Origin of the sequence: Streptomyces sp. NPDC006385, from assembly GCF_040612485.1 — a bacterium.
In the GTDB taxonomy this organism is placed as follows: Bacteria; Actinomycetota; Actinomycetes; order Streptomycetales; family Streptomycetaceae; genus Streptomyces.
In genome coordinates this window covers 84,281-107,598 of the sequence record NZ_JBEXQG010000015.1, presented here as the reverse complement: position 1 = coordinate 107,598, position 23,318 = coordinate 84,281, and the positions used below count along the sequence as shown (strand labels likewise).

The window sequence follows — 23,318 nt, the reverse complement described above, 5'->3', positions numbered from 1 at the left end:
GTCTGTCGTATGCCGGTCCACGGGGAGTCAGGATGTCCGCCGAGTCACCTCGCATCTCCCGCCTCGAACCGTATCTGACCCGCTCCGAGCCCGCGCCGACCCTGCTCAAGCTGCTGGTCGGCGTCCAGTTGGCGGGTATCCGCGAGGACATCGGTCTCTCCCAGGAGCAGGCGGCGCGCGCCGTCGGGTTCAGTCCGGCGAAGCTCTCGCGCATCGAGGCGGGCAAGGGCCGCCGGCCACCCACGGAGGCCGATGTCCGCGCGCTGCTGAAGCAGTACGAGGCCGACGAGTACGAGGCGTCGGTGCTGCTCCAGTTGCTGCGGCGTGCCGGTGAGCCGGGCTGGTGGCAGCGCTATGACAAGCGGCTGATGCCGGAGTGGTTCGACCGGCTGGTGGGACTGCAGGAGGCCGCGACGACCATCCGTACCTTCGAGCTCCAGTACGTACCGGGTTTGTTGCAGACCGAGGCGTACGCCCGGGCCGTGGTGGAGCGCGGGCTGCCGTCGGCGCCGGCCCGTGAGGTGCAGCGGCGTGTGGAGCTGCGGATGCGGCGGCGGGAGCTGCTGAACCGTCCGGACGCGCCGCGGCTGTGGGCGATCGTCGACGAGTCGGTGCTGCTGAGGGTGCTGGGCAGCCGCGAGGTGATGCGCGAGCAGCTCGAGTACCTGGAGGAGATGGCGCGGCTGCCTCATGTGACCGTGCAGATCGTCCCGTTGGACGCGACCAACGCCTCCGCGCCCGCCATCCCGGTCACCTATCTGCGCTTCGGTGGCGTGGATCTGCCCGACATCGTCTATCTGGAACACATCAAGAGCGCCGCCTTCCTGGAGGACCAGGACGAGACGGAGGAGTACCGGATCGCCCTGGACCGGCTGGGCGACGAGGCTCTCAACCCGCGCGAGTCGCTGGAGCGGCTGCGCCGGACGAAGGCACGGTATTCCCCCACCCCTTAGGGGCACGCGCTTCCTTGTGAGGGGGACGGTCGGCCCTACGGAAGGCGGCCGACTCCGCCGAACTCGATCCACTCCTGGGTGAGCTGACGGGGCGCGACCTCGGTGTCCGGACGCCAGGTGGACACCTCGACCAGGCCCGGCTCCAGGATCTCCAGTCCCTCGAACCACTCGGCGACGTCCTTCTCCTGGCGCACCCGGCCCCAGTGCCCCTGGGTCGCCTGGTCCATGAAGTCGGTGACGAAGTCGCGGACCTCGGCGTCCTCGCTGACCAGCTGGCACATCACCGCGAAGCTGCCGGGCACGAGGTGCTCGATCACCCGGCGGGACACAGCGAGCGGGCCGTCCGTCTCGTCGTCGGGGATGCAGTGGAAGACCGAGTTGAACAGCACGGCCACCGGCTGCGAGAAGTCGATCAGGCGCTCGGTCTCGGCGTGCGAGAAGATGGCGTCGGTCTGCCGCATGTCGGCGTGGATGACGGCGGTGTTCTCGTTCTGCTCCAGCAGGGTGCGGCCGTGGACCAGGACCATCGGGTCGTTGTCGACGTACACCACGCGTGAGGACGGGTCGACGCACTGGGCGACCTGGTGGACGTTGTTCTGCGTGGGCAGGCCGGAGCCGTGGTCGAGGAACTGCCGGATGCCGTAGTCCTGGGCCAGCGTCCTGACCACCCGCTGCAGGAAGCGCCGGTTGTTCAGCGCGAGGGCGCGGGTGCTGGGGACGACCTTGTCCAGCTGCTCGCAGGCGGCTCGGTCGGAGGCGTAGTTGTCCTCGCCGCCGAGGTAGTAGTCGTACATGCGCGCGGCTGTCGGGATCGTGACGTCGATCGATGTGGACAGCTGCTTGCCAGGCTCCATCGTTCCCCCAGGGGGCAGGCCGGCCGAGGAGATCACCTCGCCGACAACGCATCCTAGGGAGAGCGCAGTTGGTGGGGCCAGTCGATCGGTCAACCGCCACGGAACGACCACCCGTGGCGGGGAGATCACGCACGGGATCCAGCCGCTTCGACGGCGTAGTGTCGCCAAACATTCGTAGGTGCCTACGAGACACCGTCGTTCGACGCCTGTCGGAGCGGGGCCCTCGCGACCGCGATCCATGTCTGTGAGGGCTTCTCGGACGCCTTTCATGATCGGGGCTGTGCGGCACGCCACTTCGAACTAAGGTTCTCGGTCGGAAGCCACATTCGACGGGGGGACGTACGTGGCCGATTCGGCGCGTTCGCTGGACGACACCGAGCGGGACGGGGGAAGGCCCGGCCGGTTCACCGGTATGGGTCCCTTCATGCTCGTCTGGAGCGGGCAGGCGGTGTCCCTGGTCGGCAACTCCGTCCTGCGGTTCGCCTTCGTCTACGAGACCTGGTCGGCCACCGGGCGGGCCACGGCGCTGACCACGCTGTCGCTGTGCGCGCTCCTGCCCCAGGTGTTGCTCAGCCCGCTCGCCGGAGCCTTCGTCGACCGCGTCAGCCGGCGTACGGCGCTGCAACTCGCGGACGGCGGCGGGCTGCTGGTCGTGGCGCTGCTGAGCGTCCTGCACTTCACCGGCGGGCTGCACACCTGGCAGGTGTACGCGGCCGTCATGCTGCTCGGCGGCGCCGCCGCCTTCCAGTTCCCGGCGCTGGGCGCCGCCGTGCCGTTGCTGGTGGACAAGGACCGGCTCCAGCGCGCCAACAGTCTGCTGGCGAGCGCCAAGAGCACGGCGGACGTCGGCGGTCCGGCGCTGGGCGGCCTGCTGGTGGCGTTCTCCGGGCTCGGCTTCATCCTCGTCGCCGACCTGGTGAGCTTCGCTGTCGCGCTGGCCGCCATCCGGGTCGTACGGCTGCGGGGGGACACCGGACCCGCGCGGGAGCCCGGCGGCGGGCCGCGCAAGAAGCTCGTCGCCGAGGCCGTCGAGGGCATGCGGTTCCTCTTCCGGTATCCGAGCCTGCGCGATCTGATGCTGGCGTTCTGCGTCGTCAACCTGGTCATGGTCTTCGGCTTCGCCGCCGTACAGCCCATGGTGCTGGCCCGGTCCGGCGGCGAGACCGCGGCGCTGGCGAGCGTCAACACCGCGATCGGGGTCGGCGGGATCGCGGGCGGGCTGCTGATGGCGGCCTGGAGCGGGCCGAAGAACCGGGCCCGGGGCATGCTGCTCGGGATCATCGGCATGTGCCTGTCCGCGCAGGTGGCGATGGCGCTCGCGGGCGGCGTGGTCGGCTGGTGCGCGGCCATCCTGGTCGGCGCGGCGCTCATGCCGATGATCAACGGCGTGATGCAGGCCATCGTGCAGACCAAGGTTCCGCAGGAGTGGCACGGCCGGGTCTTCGGCGCCGTGGTGTTCCTGTCGCAGATCTCCGTCCCGCTGGCGACCGCGGTCTCCGGACCGCTCGCCGACCATGTCTTCGAACCGCGGGCCGCCGACGGCACCGGCGTCTTCGAGGTGCTGGGGCCGCTCGTGGGCGACGGGCCGGGCAGCGGCATGGCCGCCATGCTGCTCATCGCCGGCCTGTGCGGGATCGCCGTCGGGGTGCTGAGCATGACCCGGCGCACGGTGCGGGAGATCGACACGCTGCTGCCGGACATCGACGCCGAGCCGGGCGGCAGCGGCACGGGGGACGGGGCCGGCACGGACGCCGGGAAGCCCGCGACCACCGACGGCCCCGGGCGCCCCGGCGATCCCGCGACCACCGACGGCTCCGGGCGCCCCGGCGATCCCGCGACCACCGACGGCTCCGGTCGCCCCGGCGATCCCGAGGACCCGGAGAACCCCGACAACCCCGAGCACAAAGAACTCGTGGAGGGCTGACCATGACCACCAATCCGTTCGAGGACGAGAACGGGACGTATCTCGTCCTGACCAACGCGCAGGGCCGGCACTCGCTCTGGCCCGACGGGATCACCGTGCCGGACGGGTGGGACGTGGCGCTGGCCGCGAGCAGCCGCGCGCGGTGCCTCGCCTTCGTCGAGGAGAACTGGACGGACATATGTCCCGCTCGCACGGTCTCCGATGCCTGAGAGAGGGGCGACGGGGGCGTCGCACGGGGTGCATGAACTGTTCGAGCGACAGGCGCGGCGGGTCCCGGCGGCCACCGCGCTGGTGCACGGCGACGAGCGGCTGAGCTACGGCGAACTCGACGAGCGGGCCGACCGGTTGGCCGGGCTGCTGCGGCGGCACGGGGTGCGGCCGGGCGACCTGGTGGGCGTGTATCTGGAGCGGTCCGCCGAGATGGTGGTGGCGCTGCTCGGCACCCTCAAGGCCGGGGCCGCCTACGTGATGCTGGACCCGGACTTTCCGGCCGAACGGCTGCGCGGGATGGTGGCCGACGCGGGGGCCGCCGTGGTGGTGTCCCGGCGCGGCACGGGCGCCGGGGAACTCGGTGTCGCGGCCAGGTCGGTGGCGGTGGAGGACGCCGAGGAGGCGTCGCCTCTCGAACGCGGCGTGGTGCGGGTACGGCGGCAGGACCCGGCCTGCGTGATGTTCACCTCCGGCTCCACCGGCCGCCCGAAGGGCATCGTCGCCTCCCATGCCGCGCTCACCGCGACGATGACCGGGCAGGACTTCGCCTCCTTCGGGACCGGCGCGGTGTGGCTCCAGTGCTCCCCCGTGTCCTGGGACGCGTTCGCGCTGGAGCTGTGGGGTCCGCTGCTCGGCGGCGGCCTGTGTGTGCTGCACCCGGGGCAGCGCCCGGACCCGGTGGTGATGGCCGACCTGGTCGTGAGGCACGCCGTCACGTGCCTGTACCTCTCCGCCTCCCTGTTCCACGTGATCGTCGACGAGTACCCGCGGGTGCTCGCCGGAGTGCGCGAACTGATCGTCGGCGGCGAGCCGTTGTCGCCGGCGCACGCCGCCCGCGCCCTGGAGCGCTACCCGGCGCTGCGGCTGAGCAACGGCTACGGCCCGGTCGAGGGCATGGTCTTCCTGACCGTCCATCCGGTCACCGCGGCGGACGTGCGCGACGGCGGCCCGGTGCCGATCGGCCGGCCGCTGGCCGGCAAACGGCTCCGGGTGCTCGACGAGCGGCTGCGGCCCGTCGCGGACGGTGAGAGCGGTGAGCTGTACGCCGCCGGGGCGGGCGTCGCGCTCGGCTACCGCGGCCGTCCCGGTCTGACCGCCGAGCGTTTCGTGGCCGACCCGTACGGGCCCGCCGGCGAGCCGATGTACCGCACCGGAGACCTGGTGCGGCGGCGCGCGGACGGCGTGCTGGAGTACCTGGGGCGGGCCGACGCGCAGGTGAAGATCCGCGGGTTCCGGGTGGAGCCCGGCGAGGTGGAGACGGTCCTGGCCGGCCACCCGGGGGTCGTCCGGGCGGCGGTCGTGGCACGTCCCGACGCCTCGGGTGACAAGCGGCTGATCGCGTACGTCGTCCCGCGCGGGGGACGGCGACAGCCGGTCTCGGAGCGGGAGTTGCGCGCGCACGCGGTTCGCGTGCTGGCCGACTACCTGGTGCCGGCCGCCTTCGTGCTCCTGGACGCGCTGCCCCTCACCCCCAACGGCAAGCTGGACCGCGCCGCGCTGCCGGAGCCCGGCCCGCTCACCGGCTCGCTCGCCTCGACGACCGCACGGCAGCCGTCCGGCCCGGTCGAGGAGGCGCTGTGCGGACTGTTCTCCGAGGTGCTGGGCGTGCCGGCGGTCGGCCCCGACGACGACTTCTTCGCCCTCGGCGGCAACTCGCTGACGGTGGCCCGGCTGCTGGGCCGGATCCAGCTGACGCTGGGGGCGCGGGTCGGGGTGCGGACGTTGTTCGAGTGCCGGACGCCGGGGGCGCTGGTGCCGCACGTGGAGAAGGCCGAGCGGCCCGAGAAGGACGCGAAGCCCGAGAAGGACGCGAAGGAGAGCCGGGCGACCACGCCCCCGCGGGACGGGGACGCGGCGCCCCTGTCGTACGCCCAGCGCCGCCTGTGGTTCCTGGACCGGGTCGACGCGGGCACCGCCTACACCCTGCCGGTGCGGGTGCGGCTGCGCGGCGGGATCGACCCGGAGGCACTGCGGGCCGCTCTCGGGGACGTGGCCGCCCGGCAGACGGCGCTGCGCACCGTCTTCGAGGACCGTGACGGCGAACCGCGGCAGCGGGTGCTCGGTGGCGCCGAGGCCCTGCCCCGGCTGCGGCACGTCACCGTCGTCTCGGACGCGTGGGAACAAGCGGTGCGCGAGGCCGCACGGCACCGCTTCGATCTCACCGCCGAACTCCCCCTGCACGCCGTGCTGTTCAGTGTCCAGGACCGGCCGGGTGAGCACGCTCTGCTCCTCGTCCTGCACCACATCGCGGGCGACGGCTGGTCCCTGCCCCCGCTGTTCCGGGACCTGTCGCGGGCCTACGCCGCCCGGGTCCTGGGAGCCGGACCGGGGCTCGCCCCGCTGCCGGTGGCGTACGCCGACTTCGCCCGCCGCCAGCAGGAACGGCTCGGCTCGGCGGACGATCCCGGCTCCCTCGCCTCGGCCCAGCTCGCCTTCTGGGGCGAGGCCCTGGCCGACCTGCCGCCCGGTGGGCCCCTGCTCCCCCGGCGCCCGGCGCGGCCCGCCGTACCGGGGCGGGACGCCGGCACCGTCGTACGGCGGATGGACGCGGACGCGCACGCGCGGGTCGTCGAGGCGGCTCGGGCGCAGGGCGCCACGCTGTTCATGGCGTTGCACGCCGCCCTCGCCGCCGCGCTGGTGCGGGCCGGGGCGGGCGAGGACCTCGCCGTCGGCTCGCCGATCGCCGGGCGCGGGCACGACGGCACGGTCGACGACGTCGTCGGGTTCTTCGTCAACATGCTGGTGCTGCGCACCGACGCCTCCGGCGACCCCACCGCCCGGCAGTTGCTCGCCCGTACCCGGGAGACGGCGCTGAACGCCTTCGCCCACCAGGACGTGCCGTTCGAAGAGGTGGTGGGCGCGCTGAACCCGGCGCGGTCGCCGGGGCGGCAGCCGTTCACCGAGGTGGTGCTGGCGTTGCAGAACAACGCCCGGGCCGAGGTGGACCTGCCCGGCGCCGAGGCCGGCGTGGAGCCGCTGCGCACCGGCACGGCACGGTTCGAGCTGCTGCTCGACGTCACGGACGACCACGGGCCGGCGGGGGCGCCGGACGGCATGACGCTGGTCTTCGAGTACCGCACCTCCTGTCTGGAGCCGGAGTTCGTCGAGTGGCTGGCGGACGCGGTCGTCGAGGCGCTGCGCGCGGCGGCCGTCGAGCCGGACCTTCCGCTGTCCCGGCTCGCGCTGCCCGAGCCGCCCCGGCGGGCGGACCCGGCCCGGGACGCGGTGCGCACCCCCGCGCCCGCCGACGACGGCTCGTCGGACTCGGCGCTGCGCCGCGAGATCGCCGCAGTCTGGTCCGACGTCCTCGGCGTCGAGGGCATCGGACCGCACGACGACTTCTTCCAGCTGGGCGGCAACTCCCTGCGCGCGGTCCGGGTCGCGGCCCGCCTCACCGGCGCCGGACGCACGGTGACCGCCGCGCAGTTGTTCACCTCTCCCACGGTCGCCGCCCTCGCCACCGCACTGGAGCGGGCACCGGCCGAGGCTCCCGCTACGCCGGCGCCCATCCCGCGTCGGCCGCGCATTCCCCGGCAGCCCGGCCGCGACGGCCGTACCGACACCAGCCAGAAGGAGGTGCCATGGACCTGAGCGTGATGTTCTTCGGCGCCGACACACCCGCCGACACCGCGACCGGGGGCGCTGCCCGGCACAGCGACGTCTACGACGACATCCTCACCGTCGCCCGCACCGCGGACCGGCTCGGCTTCCACGCGATCTGGACACCCGAGCGGCACTTCCAGCAGGTGGGCCAGGTCTTCCCCAGCCCGCCGGTGCTCAGCGCGGCGCTCGCGGTGGCGACCGAGCGGATCGGCATCCGGGCGGGCAGCGTGATCCTGCCGCTGCACCATCCACTGCGGGTCGCGGAGGACTGGGCCGTCGTGGACAACCTCTCGCACGGCCGGATCGGTCTGTCCGCGGCGACCGGCTGGCACTCCGCCGACTTCGTCCTCGCCCCGGACCACTACGAGGACCGCCGCGAGCGGACCCTGCGCGACGTCGCGCTGCTGCGGCGGCTGTGGGCGGGCGAGGCGGCCGAGTTCGCGGACGGCACCGGCACCGCGGTCCGCGTCCTGCCGCAGCCCCGGCCCGTGCAGGACACCCTCCCGCTGTGGCTGACCACCTCCGGCAACCCCGCGACCTGGGAGGCCGCCGGAAGCCTGCGCACCGGGGTCCTCGGGGCGACCGTGGGGCAGAGCCGGGAGGAGCTGGCCGAGAAGATCGCCCGCTACCGGGCCGCCTGCGCCGCCGCTCCCGACCAGGGCGGCACCGACGCGCACGGCCGGGTGACGCTGATGGCGCACACGTTCGTCGGCGCGGACGACAAGGAGGCGCGGCGCCTGACCGCCGTACCGCTGAAGCGGTATCTGCGCTCCTACGTACGGCAGACCACGGCCAACCGCACGGCCGACAAGGCCACCGCGGCGCTCACCGAGGACCAGACCGCGATGCTCGCCGAGTTCGCCTTCCACCGCTATCTGACCTGGGGCAGTCTGCTCGGCTCCGCCGAGACCTGCCGGAAGATGCTCGCCGACCTGCGCGAGCTGGGCTGTGACGAGGTCGCCTGTTTCGTGGACTTCGGACTCGGCCGCGACGAGGTGCTGGCCGGGTTGCACCGGCTGGCAGAACTCCGGGAGGACGTGGCGTGACGGCGGCACCTACCCAGGGCGGCGGTCCGGCCGGCGCCTCGATGGCCGAGCGGTTCAGCGCGCTCAGCGGTGAGCAGCGGGTGCGGCTCATGCGGCGGCTCGTGGAGTCCGGGCAGGCCGGGCTGGTCCCGGCGGTCGTACCGCCGCGCGACGGGGACGGGCCGGTGCGGCTCAGCCCCGCGCAGGAGGACCTGTGGGTGTACGAGTCGCTGTATCCGGGCACCCCGGCCCTGAACCTTTGCTGTGCCTATCACTTCGACACAACCGCCGAGACCGTCGAGCCGGTCGACCCGGAGCGCCTGGAGACGGCGCTGACGCTGGTGCGCGCGCACCACGACGTGCTGCGGGCCCGCATCGGCGGTGAGCCGGGCGCGCTGTCCGTCGCCTTCCCGCCCGAGGAGCGCTTCCGTCTGGAGCGGGAGGACCTGCGGGGCACCGGCACCACCATCGCCGAGGCGTTCGAGACGTTCCGGCGCCGCCCCTTCGACCTGGCGGGCGAGCCGCTGATGCGGGCGCGGTTCGTCACGGTCGACGAGCGGCGGACCACGCTGATGCTGAGCCTGCATCACGTCATCGCCGACTGGTGGTCCTTCGACGTGCTCCAGGCCGAGTTCGCCGAGGCCCACCGCGCGCTGCGCGCCGGTACGGCCCCGACGCTGACCCGGCCCCGCATCCAGTACGCCGATTTCGCGTCCTGGCAGGGCGAGTTGGAGGAGGCGGGCGTCTTCGAGGCGCGGCTGGACTTCTGGCGCCGCTACCTCGCCGAGCCGCCGGGACCGCTCACCGTGCCGGGCGCCGGGAACGGGCTCGCGGAGGGCATCGCGCAGATCCCGTTCAAGGTGGACGCCCCGACCGCGCGGGCGGTGCGGGCGCTGGCCCGCGAGCGCGGCGCCTCCGTCTACGTCGTGCTCATGGCGGCCTTCGCCGTCCTGGCGCACCGCCTGACCGGCGCCGACGACCTGGTGCTCGGCACGCCGACCGCCAACCGGGCAGCCAAGGGCCTGGAGCGGGTCATCGGGTACGTCATGAACGCCATCCCGACCCGCTGGCGGATCCGGCCGGACGACTCCTTCGCCGACGTACTGGCCCGGTTCGCGGCGGACTTCCCCGAGCTGATGGCCCATGCCGACGTGCCCGTGGGCCGGATCGTCTCGGCGGTCGCGCCCGACCGCAGCGCCGGGCGCTCCCCGCTGTTCCAGTGGGTGTTCATGCACCTCACCCAGCAGCGCAGCGTGGCCGCGCTGCGCGAGTTCAGCGAGCCCGAGCGCATCCACACGGGCGGCGAGCACGACCTGGTGGGCATCGTCCGGGACGCCGACGACGGCACGATGGACGGCAGCTTCGAGATCCGTACGGCCCTCTTCGGCGCCGACGCGGTACGGCACTGGACGGACGCCTACCTGGAGTTGCTGCGCCGCTTCACCGCCGACCCGCAGGTGCCGCTCGCCGAGGTCGGCCTGGTGCCCGAGGCCGGCCGGCGCCGGCTCGCGGAGCTCGCGTCCGGTGGTCCCGCGCCCGAGCCGCTGGCCCTGCCCGACCTGGTGGCCCGGCAGGCGGCCCGCACACCCGACGCGCCCGCGCTGGAGGCCGAGGGCCTGCGGCTGACGTACGCCGAACTGTCCGACCGGGTGAACCGGCTGGCGGCTCACCTGGTCCGGCACGGCGCGGGTCCCGGCCGGATCGTCGCCCTCGCGCTCGGCCGCGCCGCCGCCATGGTCCCCGCGCTGCTCGCGGTCCAGCGCACCGGCGCCGCCCACCTCCCGATCGACCCGGACTACCCACCGGAGCGCATCCGGCTGGCGCTTGAGGACGCGGCGCCGGTCCTGGTGGTGGCCGGCGAGCCCGGGGTGGTGCCGGAGACGGACGTGCCCACGCTGGTCCTCGACGAGCGCGCCTACGACGAACAGCCGTTGGCCGCCGAGCGGTTGGACCCGTCCACGCCCGCATACGTGATCCACACCTCCGGGTCCACCGGCCGCCCCAAGGGCGTCGTCGTCCCGCACACGGGCCTGACCGCCCTCGCGCAGGGGTTCGTGGACGCGTTCGGCCTGGACGAGCGGAGCAGGGTGCTGCACCTGGGCTCGCCCGCGTTCGACATCTCCCTGGGCGAGTTGTGCATGGCCTTCGCCTCCGGCGGCACCCTGGTCGTGCCGCCGGAGGGGCCGCTGGCCGGGCAGGACCTCGCGGACGTGCTGACGGGCCGCCGGATCAGCTGTGCGCTGGTGCCGCCGTCGGTGCTGGCGACGGTCCCCGAGGGGGAGTACCCGCAGTTGCGGTCGCTGGCCGCGGGCGCGGAGGCGTGCCCGCCGGATCTGGTGGCCCGCTGGGCCGTCGGCGGACGCCGCTTCCACAATGCGTACGGGCCCACCGAGTACACCGTCGGCGCCACCGTCTCCGGCCCGCTGACCGCCGACGGCACGGCCCCGCCCATCGGCGCCCCGCTGCCGGGCACGCGCGCGTACGTGCTCGACGAGCGGCTGCGGCCCGTGCCGCCCGGGGTGTGCGGCGAGCTCTATCTGGCGGGGCGGGGGACGGCGTACGGCTATCTGGGCCGGCCGGGGGCGACCGCCGAGCGGTTCGTCGCCGACCCGTACGGGCCGCCCGGCGACCGCATGTACCGCACCGGTGACCTGGCCCGGCGCCGGGACGACGGGCAGCTGGAGTACCTGGGCCGGTCCGACGACCAGGTGAAGATCCGCGGCCGGCGCATCGAGCCGGGCGAGATCGCGGCCGTCCTCACCTCGCACCCCTCGGTGCGGCAGGCGGTGGCCGTCGTACGGGAGGACCGGCCGGGCAGGCCGCGGCTGGTCGCGTACGTGGTGGGCGGCGGCGAGGCCGAACCGGTCCCGGACGCCCTGCTCGCGCACGCCGCCGCGCTGCTGCCCGCCGCCCTGGTGCCCGCCGACGTGGTGGTGCTGGACGGGCTGCCGCTGGCACCCAACGGCAAGCTGGACCGGGCGGCCCTGCCCGCCCCGGACAGCGGGGCGAGCGCCGCCGGGCGGGCCCCGGAGGGCGCCCGCGAGGTCACGCTGTGCGCCCTGTTCGAGGAGGTGCTCGGTGTCGAACGGGTCGGCGCCGACGACGACTTCTTCCGCCTGGGCGGCGACAGCATCATGGCGATCCAGCTCGCGGGACGGGCGTCGGGGGCGGGGCTCGGCATCACGCCGCGTGACGTCTTCACGGCGCGTACGCCCGCCGCGCTCGCGCTGACGGCGCGACAGGCGGCGGACCTCGGTCCCGGCCCCGGCCCCGGCGAGGACTCCGGCACGGGGCGCTTCCCGCTCACGCCGGTCATGCGCTGGTGGCGCGAACAGGCCGCAGACGTTGCGGCGTTCACGCAGTCGATGGTGTTCCCGGTGCCGCGTGAGGCGGATCCGGAGCGCCTCGGCGCGGCGGTGCGCGGGCTGGTCGAGCGGCACGGTGTGCTGCGGATGCGGCTGGTGGAGGGGGAGCTGGAGGTTCCCGAGGACGTCCCGGAGGTGACCGTCGAGCGCGTCGAGGTGCCCGCCGGCGCCGATCCGCGGGCGCGGGCCGAGGAGGTGGCGGCGTCCGTGCGGCTCGACCCGGAGAAGGGGGAGATGCTGCGGGCCACCTGGCTGGACGCCGGACCGGGGCGGACCGGGCTGCTGGTGCTGACGGTGCACCATCTGGCGGTGGACGGGGTGTCCTGGCGGCTGCTGGGACCCGAGCTGGCGGCCGGGCTGGCGGGCGAACCGCTGCCCGGGAGCCCGGGCACGTCGTTCGCGCGCTGGGCGCGGCTGCTGGCGCGGGAGGCGGTCCGGCCCGAGCTGGTCGACACGGAAGCGCCCTGGTGGGAGCGGACGCTGACCGGCCCGGACGCGCGGATCGCGGGCGGGCGCGGTGTCGGAGGGCACCGTGCCGTGCTGACCGTGGAGCTGACGCCCGAGGTCACCGAGGCCGCGCTGTCCGAGGTGACCGCCGCCTTCCACTGCGGCGTGGACGCCGTGCTGCTGACGGCGCTGGCCGCCGCGGCGGTACGGCGGCGGGGCGACGGCACCGGCCTGCTCGTCCATCTGGAAGGGCATGGCCGCGAGGCGCTCTCGCGGCCCGCCGACGTGTCCCGGACCGTCGGCTGGTTCACCACCCAGTACCCGGTCCGGCTGGACGCGGGCGCCGCGCTCGGCCCCGACTTCTGGGAACCGTCGCGGGACGCGGCCGGGGAGGCGCTCAAGCAGGTCAAGGAGCGGCTGCGGGCGGTCCCGTCGGGCGGTCTCGGCTGGGGTCTGCTGCGTCACGTCAACGCGGACACGGCCCCGAAGCTGGCCGCGCTGCCCGTCCCGGACCTGCGCTTCAACTACCTGGGCCGGTTCTCCGGCGGCGACACGGCCGACGGCGAGCTGCTCGGCATGGCGGCCGACGCGCTGCCGCTCGGCCATGCCGTCGAGGTGGACGCCCTGGTCCTGGAGCAGGACGGCGGGCGGCTGTGTCTGAGCGCCGGGTTCTCGTACGCGCGCGGCGTGCTCGGCGAGGACGAGGTGCTGGAGCTGGCCCGGCTGTGGTGCGAGGCGATCGAGGTGCTGGTCGCGCACGCGCGCCGGGACGGCACGGGCGGCCACACCAGCTCCGACTTTCCGCTGGTCGAGCTGTCGTCGGACCAGCTCGCCCTGCTGGAGGGCGACCTGGCGTTCGACCTGGACGACGAGGGGGACGACTGATGGGCGGCCGTATCGCGGATGTGCTGCCGCTCTCCCCCGCCCAGGAGGGCCTTCTCTTCCACGCGCTGCGCGATCCGGACCGCCCCGACCCGTATCTGGTGCAGGCCCGCTTCCGGATCGCGCCCGGCGTCCCGGCCGAGGCGGTGCGGGCCGCGGTGAGCGGGGTGCTGGAGCGGCACCCGAACCTGCGGGCGTGCTTCCGGCACGAGCACGTCGACCGGCCGGTGCAGGTGATCCCGCGTGCCGTGAAGGTGCCGTGGACCGAGACCGACCGCACGGGGCGTGGACCGCGGGAGACGGAGGCGGAGCTGGCGCGGCTGACGGCCGAGGACCGGGGCCGCCGGTTCGATCTCGCCCGGCCCCCGCTGGTACGGGCGACGCTGGTACGGCACGACACGGGCGCCGAGCTGCTCCTGACGCTTCACCACATCCTGCTGGACGGCTGGTCGTTGCCGCTGCTCGCGCGGGATCTCCAGGCGCTGGCGGCGGGCGTCGACCCGTCCCCCGCCGTGCCCTTCAAGCAGTACCTGGTCTGGCTCGCCGGCCAGGACCAGACCCGCGCGAAGGCCGCCTGGGGGGAGGCACTGGACGGCCTGACGCGGCCCGCGCTGCTGTCCTCCGCCGAACCGGACGGCCCCGGCGGCCCCGGTGGCCCCGGCGGCCCCGAGGACACCGTCGACGTCGAGCTGACCCCCGAGCTGACGGCGGCGATCACCCGGCGCGCGGCGGACGCGGGCGTCACCGTCAACACCGTGGCCCAGACCGCCTGGGCGCTCGTGCTGGCCCGGCTGACCGGCGCCGAGGACCTGGTCTTCGGCGCGGTCGTCTCCGGGCGGCCGCACGATCTGCCCGGCGTCGAGCGGATGGTGGGGCTGTTCATCAACACGCTGCCGGTGCGGATCCGGCTGCGCGCCGGGGAGGGCGTCGACGAGTTGCTGGCCCGCGTCCAGGACGAGCAGCTGCGGCTGGCGCCGTACCACCACGTACGGCTGTCGGAGGTGCAGCGGGCGGTCGGCGCGGATGAACTCTTCGACACCGTCCTGGCGTTCGAGAACTTCCCGCGCACGACCGGGGCCGCTCGGGACGTCGAGCTGGTCGAGACGCGGGACGCGACGCACTACCCGGTGACGGTCGCCGTCGTCGCCGGGGAGCGGATGCTGCTGCGGGTCGGCTGCCGCCGGGGCATCTCGGCGGCCACGGTCGCCGCCCGTCTGGCGTGCGCCTTCGAGGCGCTGACCTCCGCGCGGGGGACATCGGCCGACCGGCTCGACGTCCTCCCGCAGGAGGAACGGCGGCGCCTGCTCGCCCTGGCCGAGGGCCCGGTGCGCCCGGTGCCGGATGCGGCGGGCATCCCCGGGCGCTTCGCCCAGCAGGTGGCCCGCACGCCCGACGCGCCGGCCGTCGAAGCCGACGGCGAGGTGCTGACGTACGGCGCTCTCGACGCGGCCTCCGACGGGCTGGCGGGGCGGCTGCGGGAGGCGGGGGTACGGCCCGGAGACACGGTGGCGCTCGCGCTGAGCCGGTCCGTGGCCATGGTCGTCGCGCAACTGGCGGTGCTGAAGGCGGGCGGGTGCTGTCTGCCCCTGGATCCCGGGGCTCCGGCGGGGCGGCTGGCGGCGCTGGTGGGGGCGGCGGGGGTGCGGGTGGCGGTCACGGCCGGTTCCCTCGGACTCCCGCCCGGCATACGTGAGGTGAGCCCCACCGCGACTGACGCGACCGCACCGCCGGTGGCCGGCCCCGCCACCGCGCGCCCCGAGTCCGCCGCCTACGTGATGTACACCTCCGGCTCCTCGGGCGAACCCAAGGGCGTCGTCACCCCGCACCGGGCCGTCGTCGAACTGGCCGCCGACTCCCGCTTCGCGGGCGGCGCGCACCAGCGGGTGCTCCTGCACAGCCCGCACACCTTCGACGCCGCCACCTACGAGACCTGGGTGCCGCTGCTGAACGGCGGAACCGTGGTGGTCGCCCCGCCCGGCCCCGTCACGCCCGACCTGCTCAAGAGGCTGCTTCCGCAAGCGCGGGTCACCGCCCTGTGGCTGACCGCCGAACTCCTGCGCACCGTCGCGGAGATCGCGCCCGAGGTGCTCGGCGCCGTGCGCGAGGTGTGGGCCGGCGGGGACGTGCTCGCGCCCGAGGCGGTCCGGCGGGTGCGTGAGCACTGCCCCGGCACCCGGATCGTCAACGGCTACGGGCCCACCGAGACGACCGTGTTCGCCACGGCCCACCGGGTGTCCGGCGAGGTCGGCGCGTCCGTGCCCATCGGCCGGCCCCTCGACAACACCCGCGCCCACGTCCTCGACCACCTGCTGCGCCTCGTACCGGTCGGCGCCGTGGGCGAGTTGTACGTCGCCGGCACGGGGCTGGCCCACGGCTACCTGAACCGCCCCGCACAGACCGCCGAGCGTTTCGTCGCCGACCCGTACGGGCCGCCCGGCGCCCGGATGTACCGCACGGGCGATCTGGTGCGCCGGCTCCCCGGCGGCGAGCTGGAGTTCGTGGGCCGGACCGACGACCAGGTCAAGGTGCGCGGCTTCCGGATCGAGCCCGGCGAGGTGGAGGCCGCCCTGGCCGCGTGTCCGGGCGTGGAGCGGGCCGTGGTCGCCGCGCGCCCGGGACCCGGCGGCGGCAGGCGGCTCGTCGCGTATGTCGTGGGCGGCGACCTGGGCCTCGTACGGGAGCGTGCGGCGCGCACGCTGCCCGCGCATCTGCTGCCCTCGGCGTGGGCCCGCCTCGACACCGTCCCGCTGACCGCGCACGGCAAGGTGGACCGCGCCGCGCTGCCCGAGCCCGGGCCGGAGCCGGCGCGGCGGGGGACCGGGCGGATGGCGCGGCCGGGGCGCGAGCAGCGGCTGTGCGCGCTGTTCGCGCAGGCGCTCGGGGTGGACGCGCTCGGTCCCGACGCCGACTTCTTCGCGCACGGCGGCCACTCGCTGCTGGCCCTGCGCCTGACCGCGAGGATCCACGCGGAGCTGGGCACCCGAGTGCCGCCGGCCACCCTGTTCGAGGCGCCGACACCCGCCGCGCTCGCCGCACGCCTCGCCACAGACCGGCCGGACCAGGACGACGAGGACGCCTACGCCCCGCTGCTCACCCTGCGCCGCGAGGGCGACCTGCCTCCGCTGTTCTGTCTGCACCCGGGCCTCGGGCTCGGCTGGGGCTACGCGGCACTGCTGCCGCACCTCGCCCCCGGGCGGCCGGTGCACGCCCTTCAGACGCCGGTGCTGCACGGTGGGGAACTGCCGGAGACCCTGGGCGAGTTGGCCGAGCGCGCTGTGCCGCTCATCCGGGCGGTGCGGCCGCACGGGCCGTATCTGCTGCTGGGCCGTTCCTTCGGCGGGCCCTTCGCGCACGAGCTGGCGGTGCGGCTGCGCACGGCCGGCGAGGAGGTCGCGCTGGTCGCCGTGCTGGACTCGATGCCGAAGCCGCCCGAGGTGGCGCGGGTGCCGCTGGACCCCGAGGTCGTGGAGCAGGTGTCCCTGGGCAACCTGCTGCGCAACGCGCTGCCCGGGATCCCGGCCGGGCCCGGTCCGCTGGTGCGGGCCGAGGTCGTCGCCCGCGTCCACGCGCACAGCGCGCTCCTCGCCGACCTCGACGAACGGCGCCTGGACACCCTGGTCGGCGCCATGGAGCGGTACATCGCGATGGCCCGGGCCTGGCGGCCGTCGCCGTACGACGGCCGGGTGACCCTCTTCTCCGCCACCCGCGCCTCCGAGGCGACGACCGAGGAGAAGAAGGCCGCGTGGCAGGGCTGCTCGGCCGGGGTGGACGTGCACGAACTGGACTGCGAGCACAGCGATGTGCTCACGCCTGGGCCGGTGGCCGAGATCGCCGCGGCCGTGGAGGACGTACTGGCAAGGAACCGCACGGGGGACGGAGCACAGGCAGATGGACACTGACGACATCGGCACCGGTGGGACATACGAGGAGTACGAGTTCCCGGCCTCGGACGCGCAGGCCCGGCTGCTCGTCCTGGACCACATGGACCCGGGCGGCGCGACCTACCATGTGCCGGCCGCCTTCGCCGTGCGCGGGCCGTTCGACACGGCCGCGTTCGGGCGTGCCCTGGACGCGCTGGTCGCCCGGCACGAGTCGCTGCGCACGGTCTTGCGCACCGGGCCCGACGGGGTGCCGCTGCAGATCGTGTCCGCCGCCGGGAGGGCCGAGGCGCGCGTGGAGCGCGACGTGCCCGTGGCCGGGGTGGACGCCCGGATGCGCGCGGAGGCCGCCCGCCCCTTCGACGTGGCGGCCGGTCCCCTGCTGCGCTGCACGCTGTACGCCGTCGACGACGGCAGCCACCGCGTCCTGCTCGTCGCCCACCACCTGGTCTGCGACGGCTGGTCGCTGGGCGTGCTGCTGCGCGAGCTGGCGGCCGGGTACGAGAACGAGACCAAGGGCCTGCGTCACGAGCTGCCCGAACTCCCGCTGCAGTTCCCGGACTTCGCCGCCTGGCAGCGCGAGCGGCAGGCGGACGGCGCGTACGCACGCTCGGTCGCGTACTGGGCCGAGCGGCTGCGGGGCGCCCCCGAGACGGTCGCGCTGCCGCTGGACCGGCCGCGCGGGGCGGTCCGTTCGGCGGCGGGCGGCACCGAGCGGTTCATGCTGCCGGCCGGGCTCCGCGGGCGGATCGCCGCGGCGGCCCGGGAGCGCGGTGGTACGCCGTTCATGGCGGTGTTCGCCGCGTACGCCGCGTTCGTGAGCCGCCTGTCGGGCGCCGAGGACCTGGTGATCGGCTTCCCCGTCTCCGGCCGGGACCGCCCCGAACTCCAGGACATGGTCGGCATGCTGACCAACACCCTGGCGCTGCGGGTCGACCTGTCGGGCGACCCGTCGTACCACCAGCTCATCGACCGTCTGCGCACCGCGCTCCTTGACTGCCAGCCGTACCAGGACGCCCCCTTCGAGGCGGTCGTGAACGAGGTCGCGCCCGCGCGCGAGATCAGCCACGACCCGGTCGTGCAGGTCGTGTTCGGCTACGACGACGACACCGAGCTGACGCTGCGGCTGGCGGGCGCCGAGGTCGAGCGGGTCCCTGTCGTGCTGGACACCGCGAAGTTCGACCTCCATCTCCAGGTGGAGCGGTGGGGCGAGGATCTCGCCGCGTATCTGATCCACCGCAGCGCGCTGTTCGACGCGGCGACGGTACGGCGGTGGGTGCGGTGCTTCGAGACGCTGCTGGAGGGACTGCTTCAGCGGCCGGATGTGCCACTGTCGACCGTCGACATGCTCCCGGACGACGAGCGGGACCGACTGCTCTGCCTCGACGACCGGACTCCGGGCACGGCAACGCCCCCAAGGGGCAAGGGGAACCGCCTGGTACCCGACCTCGTGGCGGACCGGGCCGCCGAACGCCCGGAGGCCACCGCTCTCGTCTGCGGCGAACTGCGCCTGACCTACCGCGACCTGCTCCAGCGCGCCGACCACCTCGCGGCCCGGCTCCAGGCGCGCGGCGTCCGACGCGGCGACCGGGTCGGCCTGCTGCTGCCCCGCGGCCCCGACATGGGCATCGCCGCCCTCGCGGTGCTGCGCGCCGGTGGCGCGTACGTACCGCTGGACCCGGCGCATCCGGCGGCCCGTCTCGCCTACATGATCACGAACTCGGGCACGTCCCTGCTGCTGACGGCGGCGGGGACGGCGGGCCTGACGGGGACGGACGTGCCGGAACTACGCGTGGACGAGGACCCGGATGCGGTGGCTCCGGGCGCCCCCGTCGCGTGTTCGCCCGACGACCTCGCCTACGTCCTCTACACCTCCGGCTCCACCGGCGTCCCCAAGGGCGTCGCCGTCGAGCACCGTGCGCTGCGCAACCTGGCGGTGAACGTACGCCCCGTGTTCCCGGTGACGGAGAGGGACCGCGTCCTGCAGTTCGTGTCGTTCGGCTTCGACGTGGCCGTGTCCGACCTGTTCTTCCCCTGGGTCGCCGGCGCCGAGCTGCACATCGCGCAGGAGGACGAGCGGCTGGGCGAGGCGCTCCAGGCACGGCTGCGGGACTCCCGTATCACCTACGTCTTCCTGCCGCCGTCCGCGGCGATGACCCTGCCCCGGGTCCCGGGCGCGCTGCCCGAGCTGCGCACGCTCGCGGTGGGCGGCGAGGCGTGCCCGGCCGAGCTGGTGGAGCGGCTCGCCGCGCAGGGCCGCCGGATCGTCAACGCGTACGGCCCGAGCGAGGCCACCGTGTACTCCACGACGGCGGAGCTGCGCCCCGGCGAGCCGGTGGTGATCGGCCACGCGGTCCCCGGCTCGCGGGCCTACGTCCTGGACCGTCGACTGCGCCCGGTCCCGGTCGGTGTGACCGGCGAGCTCTACGTCGCCGGCGCCACCCTGGCCCGCGGCTACTTCGGCCGCCCCGGCATGACCGCCGAGCGCTTCGTCGCCGACCCGTACGGTCCGCCCGGCAGCCGGATGTACCGCACCGGCGATCTGTGCCGCGTCGACGCGCACGGCGTCCTGCACTATCTCGGCCGCGGCGACTCGCAGGTGAAACTGCGCGGCTACCGCATCGAACTGGGCGAGATCGAGGCGCTGTTGGCAGGCCATCCCGATGTCACCGTGGCCGCGGCGGCGGTGCGCGGGGAGGGGGCCGAGCAGCGGCTCGTGGCGTATGTGGTCGGAAAGGGCAAGGACAAGGACAAGGACGAGGACAAGGAGCTGGACAAGGAGCTGGACAAGGAGACGGACACGGACACGGGCCCCTCGGACGAGGCCCTGCGCGACCTCCTCGCCCGACGGCTCCCTGGCTACATGGTCCCGGAGATCTTCGTCCGCCTGCCGGAGCTGCCACTGAACCGCTCCGGCAAGATCGACCGGGCGCGGCTGCCCGAACCCTCGGCCCGACGGCCCCGGTTGACGGAGTCGTACGCCGCCCCGCGCACCGCCGCCGAGCGGCGGGTGGCCGAGGTGTGGCAGCGGGTGCTGGTCCTGGACCGGGTCGGGGTGCACGACAACTTCTTCGACCTGGGCGGCAACTCGGTACGGCTGCTGGCCGTGCTGTCGGCCCTGTGGGAACACCCGGAGGGCCGCGAACTGACCCTGATCGACCTGTTCCGCCATCCCACGGTGGCCGCGGTCGCGGCCCACCTCGACAGCGATGACCGCCCGGCCCCGCGCCACGAGGAGGCGGCCAGGCGCGGCAGTGACCGCCGGGCGGCCCTGCACAAGATCCGTTCCAGGAAAGGCACGACGCGATGACGACCGAGGAAGCCGCACCGCACGATCTTGAGTCCGCGGTGGCCGTCGTGGGGATGAGCGGACGCTTTCCCGGCGCCCCCGACCTCGACACGTACTGGGCCAATCTGCGCGCCGGTGTCCGCTCCCTGTCCACGTTCACCGAGAAGGAGCTGCTGGCCGACGGAGCGGACGCGGCGGAGCTGCGCAATCCCGCGTACGTCCCGTCCCAGGGCCGGCTCCCGGACGCGGACCGCTTCGAGGCGGACCTCTTCGGCTTCAGCCGCACCGAGGCCGCGACGCTGGACCCGCAGCACCGGGTGCTCCTGGAGACCGCCTGGTCCGCCCTGGAGGACGCGGGGTACGCCCCGCTGAACGCCCCGTCCCGCACCGGTGTGTACGTGGGTGGCAGCCCGACGGAACACGCGCTGGCGGCCGGTACGGACCCGAAGCTCGCCGCGTCGATCGGCGCCCTTCAGGTCCGCATCCTCACGGACCGCGAGTTCCTGGCGCCCTGGATCTCCTACCGCCTGGGCCTGGACGGCCCGAGCATGACGGTCCAGACGGCCTGCTCGACGTCCCTCACGGCGGTCCACCTGGCCGTGCAGGCCCTCCTGGTCGGCGAGTGCGACACCGCGCTCGCGGGCGGCGTGGCCATCCCCGGCGTGCGCAGGCAGGGCTACGTCCACTACCAGGGCGGGATCTTCTCGCCGGACGGCCGCTGCCGCCCCTTCGACGAGAAGGCGGCCGGGACGGTGCCGGGCAGCGGCGTGGGCGTGCTGGTGCTGCGCCGGCTGGAGGACGCGCTGGCCGACGGCGACCCGGTGCGCGCGGTGATCCGGGGCACGGCGGTCACCAACGACGGTGCGGGCAAGGTGGGTTTCACCGCGCCGGGGGTGGACCAGCAGACGGCGGCGATCACGGAGGCGTGGGCGGCGGCGGGCCTGGAGCCGTCGGCGGCGCAGTACGTGGAGGCGCACGGGACGGGGACGGAGCTGGGCGACCGCATCGAGCTGGAGGCGGCGAGCGCGGCCTTCGCGGGCGGCGCGGGCATCGGCCTCGGCTCGGTGAAGTCGAACATCGGGCACGCGGACGCGGCGGCCGGGGCGGCGGCGCTGATCAAGACGATCCTGATGCTGGAGCACGCGACGCTGGCGCCGACGGTGGATGTGACGAACCCGGCCCCCGCCCTGCGGGAGTCGCCGCTGCGGCTGGTGACCGAGGCGCAGGAGTGGCCGGGCCGGGCGGGGCTCCCCCGGCTGGCGGGCGTGACGTCGGTGGGCATCGGCGGCACGAACGTGCACGTGGTGGTGCAGGAGGCGCCGGCGCGACCGGCTCCGGCGGACGACGCCGTACGACCGCTGCTCCTGCCGCTGTCGGCCCGGACCGAGCCCCAACTGGCGGCGGCGGCCGAGCGGTTGGCAGCGGTGCTGCGCGCCCCGGACGCTCCCTCCCTGTCGGCCGTCGCGCACACCCTGCGCACGGGCCGGGCCGCCCTGGCCGTACGGGCGTATGTCGTGGCGTCGGACGCGGCGGAGGCCGCGGAGAAGCTGACGGCGCTGGCCCGGGGCCGGGCTTCGCACGGTACGCCCGACCCGCTGGGTGAGGCGTGGGTGCGGGGCGAGGAGGTGACGTGGCCGACGCCGGGGAACGGCGTGCGCAGGGTGCGTCTGCCGACGTACCCGTTCGCGGGCGAGAGCTACGGGGCGCTGACGCCGGGGAGGGCCACCGCCAAGGACGTGCCCGGGCGGACGACGCCGGAAGGCTCGGAAGGCGGCGAGCTCGAAGCCACGGTGGCCGAGCTGGTGGTCGAGGCCCTGGACCTGGACAGCGCCGCCGACCTGACGCAGACGTACTTCGAGGCGGGCGGCGACTCGCTGACGGCCGTCCACCTCGCCGGGCGGCTGCGCGACGAGCTGGACATCGACGTACCGATCCAGCTGTTCCTGGAACCGATCACGCTGAGGGAGATGACGGCCCGCATCTGCGAGCTGAAGCGGAACGGCGCCGCGGACGGGGCCCTGGACGCCCTTCTCGCCGAGTTCGAGGCGGAGTCATGACCGTCCTCGACGACCGGGACCGCTGGCTTCGCGGCGTGAGCGCACCCGGTGCGCGGATCCGCCTGGTGTGCTTCCCGCACGCGGGCGGAGCGGCGAGCTACTTCCACGACTGGGCGGCGCTGACCCCGCCGGAGATCGAGGTCATGGCGGTGAAGTACCCCGGCCGCCAGGACCGCCTGTCCGACCCGTGCCCGACCACGATGGAGGAGCTGGCGGACGCGATCACCGAGGCCCTGGTGCACGGACTGGCCGACGACCTTCCGTTGGCCCTGTTCGGCCACAGCATGGGGTCGGCGGTGGCGTACGAGGTGGCCCGCCGTCTGGAGAGCGTCCCCGGCCCCACCCTCACCCGCCTGATCGTGTCGGGCCGGGCCAGGCCCCGCCTCGCTCACGAGCAGCCGCCCCGCCCGGCCCCGACCGACAGCGAGATCCTGGACCACGTCCGCCGGCTGGACCCCGAGGGCGCCGCCGTCTACGAGCACCCCGCGCTGCGGTCGGTGATCATGCCGGCGCTGCGCGGGGACTTCGGGATCCTGGCGAAGTACCGTCCGACGCACCCGCACCGGCTGGGGATTCCGGTCACGGCGTGCGGGGGCGACCGTGATCCGGTGTGCGCGCCGGAGGATCTCAAGTCGTGGTCGGACGTGACCTCGGAGGAGCTGGACATCCGGATCTTCGAGGGTGACCACTTCTATCTCGCCCCACGCAGACAGGAGTTGCTCACGTTCCTCGGCTCACAACTGGAGTGAGACGGCCCTCACCTCGCCGCCCGGCCTGAGGCGGCACTCGGTCTGCATGTGCAGGACAAGAGAAAACTGGGCATGTTCCCCT

Annotated in this window: 11 protein-coding genes; 10 read left to right on the top strand and 1 reads right to left on the bottom strand. The window is 74.6% G+C overall.

Annotated features, from left to right (window positions below):
* The first annotated feature begins 32 nt into the window (after positions 1-32).
* Positions 33-953 carry a helix-turn-helix transcriptional regulator gene (locus ABZ078_RS14755; protein WP_356575166.1) on the top strand — a complete coding sequence of 307 codons (921 nt, stop codon included), beginning with the start codon at positions 33-35 and terminating at the stop codon, positions 951-953.
* 35 nt (positions 954-988) lie between these two features.
* On the opposite strand, the gene ABZ078_RS14750 is transcribed toward ABZ078_RS14755, so the two are convergent.
* Positions 989-1,807 carry an SAM-dependent methyltransferase gene (locus ABZ078_RS14750; protein ID WP_356575164.1) on the bottom strand — a complete coding sequence of 273 codons (819 nt, stop codon included), beginning with the start codon at positions 1,805-1,807 and terminating at the stop codon, positions 989-991.
* Between the two features lie 343 nt (positions 1,808-2,150).
* On the opposite strand from ABZ078_RS14750, the gene ABZ078_RS14745 reads away from it, so the two are divergent.
* Genes ABZ078_RS14745 through ABZ078_RS14705 form a run of 9 tightly spaced genes read left to right on the top strand, consistent with a single transcriptional unit; the run spans position 2,151 to position 23,236 of the window.
* On the top strand, positions 2,151-3,731 hold the full coding sequence (locus tag ABZ078_RS14745) for an MFS transporter (protein WP_356575162.1): 1,581 nt from the start codon (positions 2,151-2,153) through the stop codon (positions 3,729-3,731).
* A gap of 2 nt (positions 3,732-3,733) precedes the next feature.
* Positions 3,734-3,940 (top strand): MbtH family protein, encoded by a 207-nt coding sequence (locus tag ABZ078_RS14740; protein WP_356575160.1) that lies wholly within the window; start codon positions 3,734-3,736, stop codon positions 3,938-3,940.
* A 28-nt stretch (positions 3,941-3,968) separates the two neighbouring features.
* Positions 3,969-7,532, top strand: coding sequence for an amino acid adenylation domain-containing protein (locus ABZ078_RS14735; RefSeq protein ID WP_356575159.1), 3,564 nt, complete (start codon positions 3,969-3,971; stop codon positions 7,530-7,532).
* Positions 7,523-8,590, top strand: a complete 1,068-nt coding sequence (locus tag ABZ078_RS14730; protein ID WP_356575157.1) for a MupA/Atu3671 family FMN-dependent luciferase-like monooxygenase — start codon at positions 7,523-7,525, stop codon at positions 8,588-8,590. Before ABZ078_RS14735 ends, ABZ078_RS14730 begins: the two co-directional genes overlap by 10 nt.
* The gene (locus ABZ078_RS14725) at positions 8,587-13,266 is read left to right on the top strand and encodes an amino acid adenylation domain-containing protein (protein ID WP_356575155.1); all 4,680 of its coding nucleotides are present in this window, start codon (positions 8,587-8,589) and stop codon (positions 13,264-13,266) included. Before ABZ078_RS14730 ends, ABZ078_RS14725 begins: the two co-directional genes overlap by 4 nt.
* Positions 13,266-17,162 (top strand): amino acid adenylation domain-containing protein, encoded by a 3,897-nt coding sequence (locus ABZ078_RS14720; RefSeq protein ID WP_356575153.1) that lies wholly within the window; start codon positions 13,266-13,268, stop codon positions 17,160-17,162. The genes ABZ078_RS14725 and ABZ078_RS14720 overlap by 1 nt, the downstream gene beginning before the upstream one ends.
* Entirely contained in the window at positions 17,152-20,451 is a 3,300-nt protein-coding gene (locus tag ABZ078_RS14715; protein ID WP_356575151.1) for an amino acid adenylation domain-containing protein, read from the top strand. Before ABZ078_RS14720 ends, ABZ078_RS14715 begins: the two co-directional genes overlap by 11 nt.
* The gene (locus ABZ078_RS14710; protein ID WP_356575149.1) at positions 20,448-22,487 is read left to right on the top strand and encodes a beta-ketoacyl synthase N-terminal-like domain-containing protein; all 2,040 of its coding nucleotides are present in this window, start codon (positions 20,448-20,450) and stop codon (positions 22,485-22,487) included. The genes ABZ078_RS14715 and ABZ078_RS14710 overlap by 4 nt, the downstream gene beginning before the upstream one ends.
* On the top strand, positions 22,484-23,236 hold the full coding sequence (locus ABZ078_RS14705) for an alpha/beta fold hydrolase (RefSeq protein ID WP_356575147.1): 753 nt from the start codon (positions 22,484-22,486) through the stop codon (positions 23,234-23,236). Before ABZ078_RS14710 ends, ABZ078_RS14705 begins: the two co-directional genes overlap by 4 nt.
* Positions 23,237-23,318 lie beyond the last annotated feature (82 nt).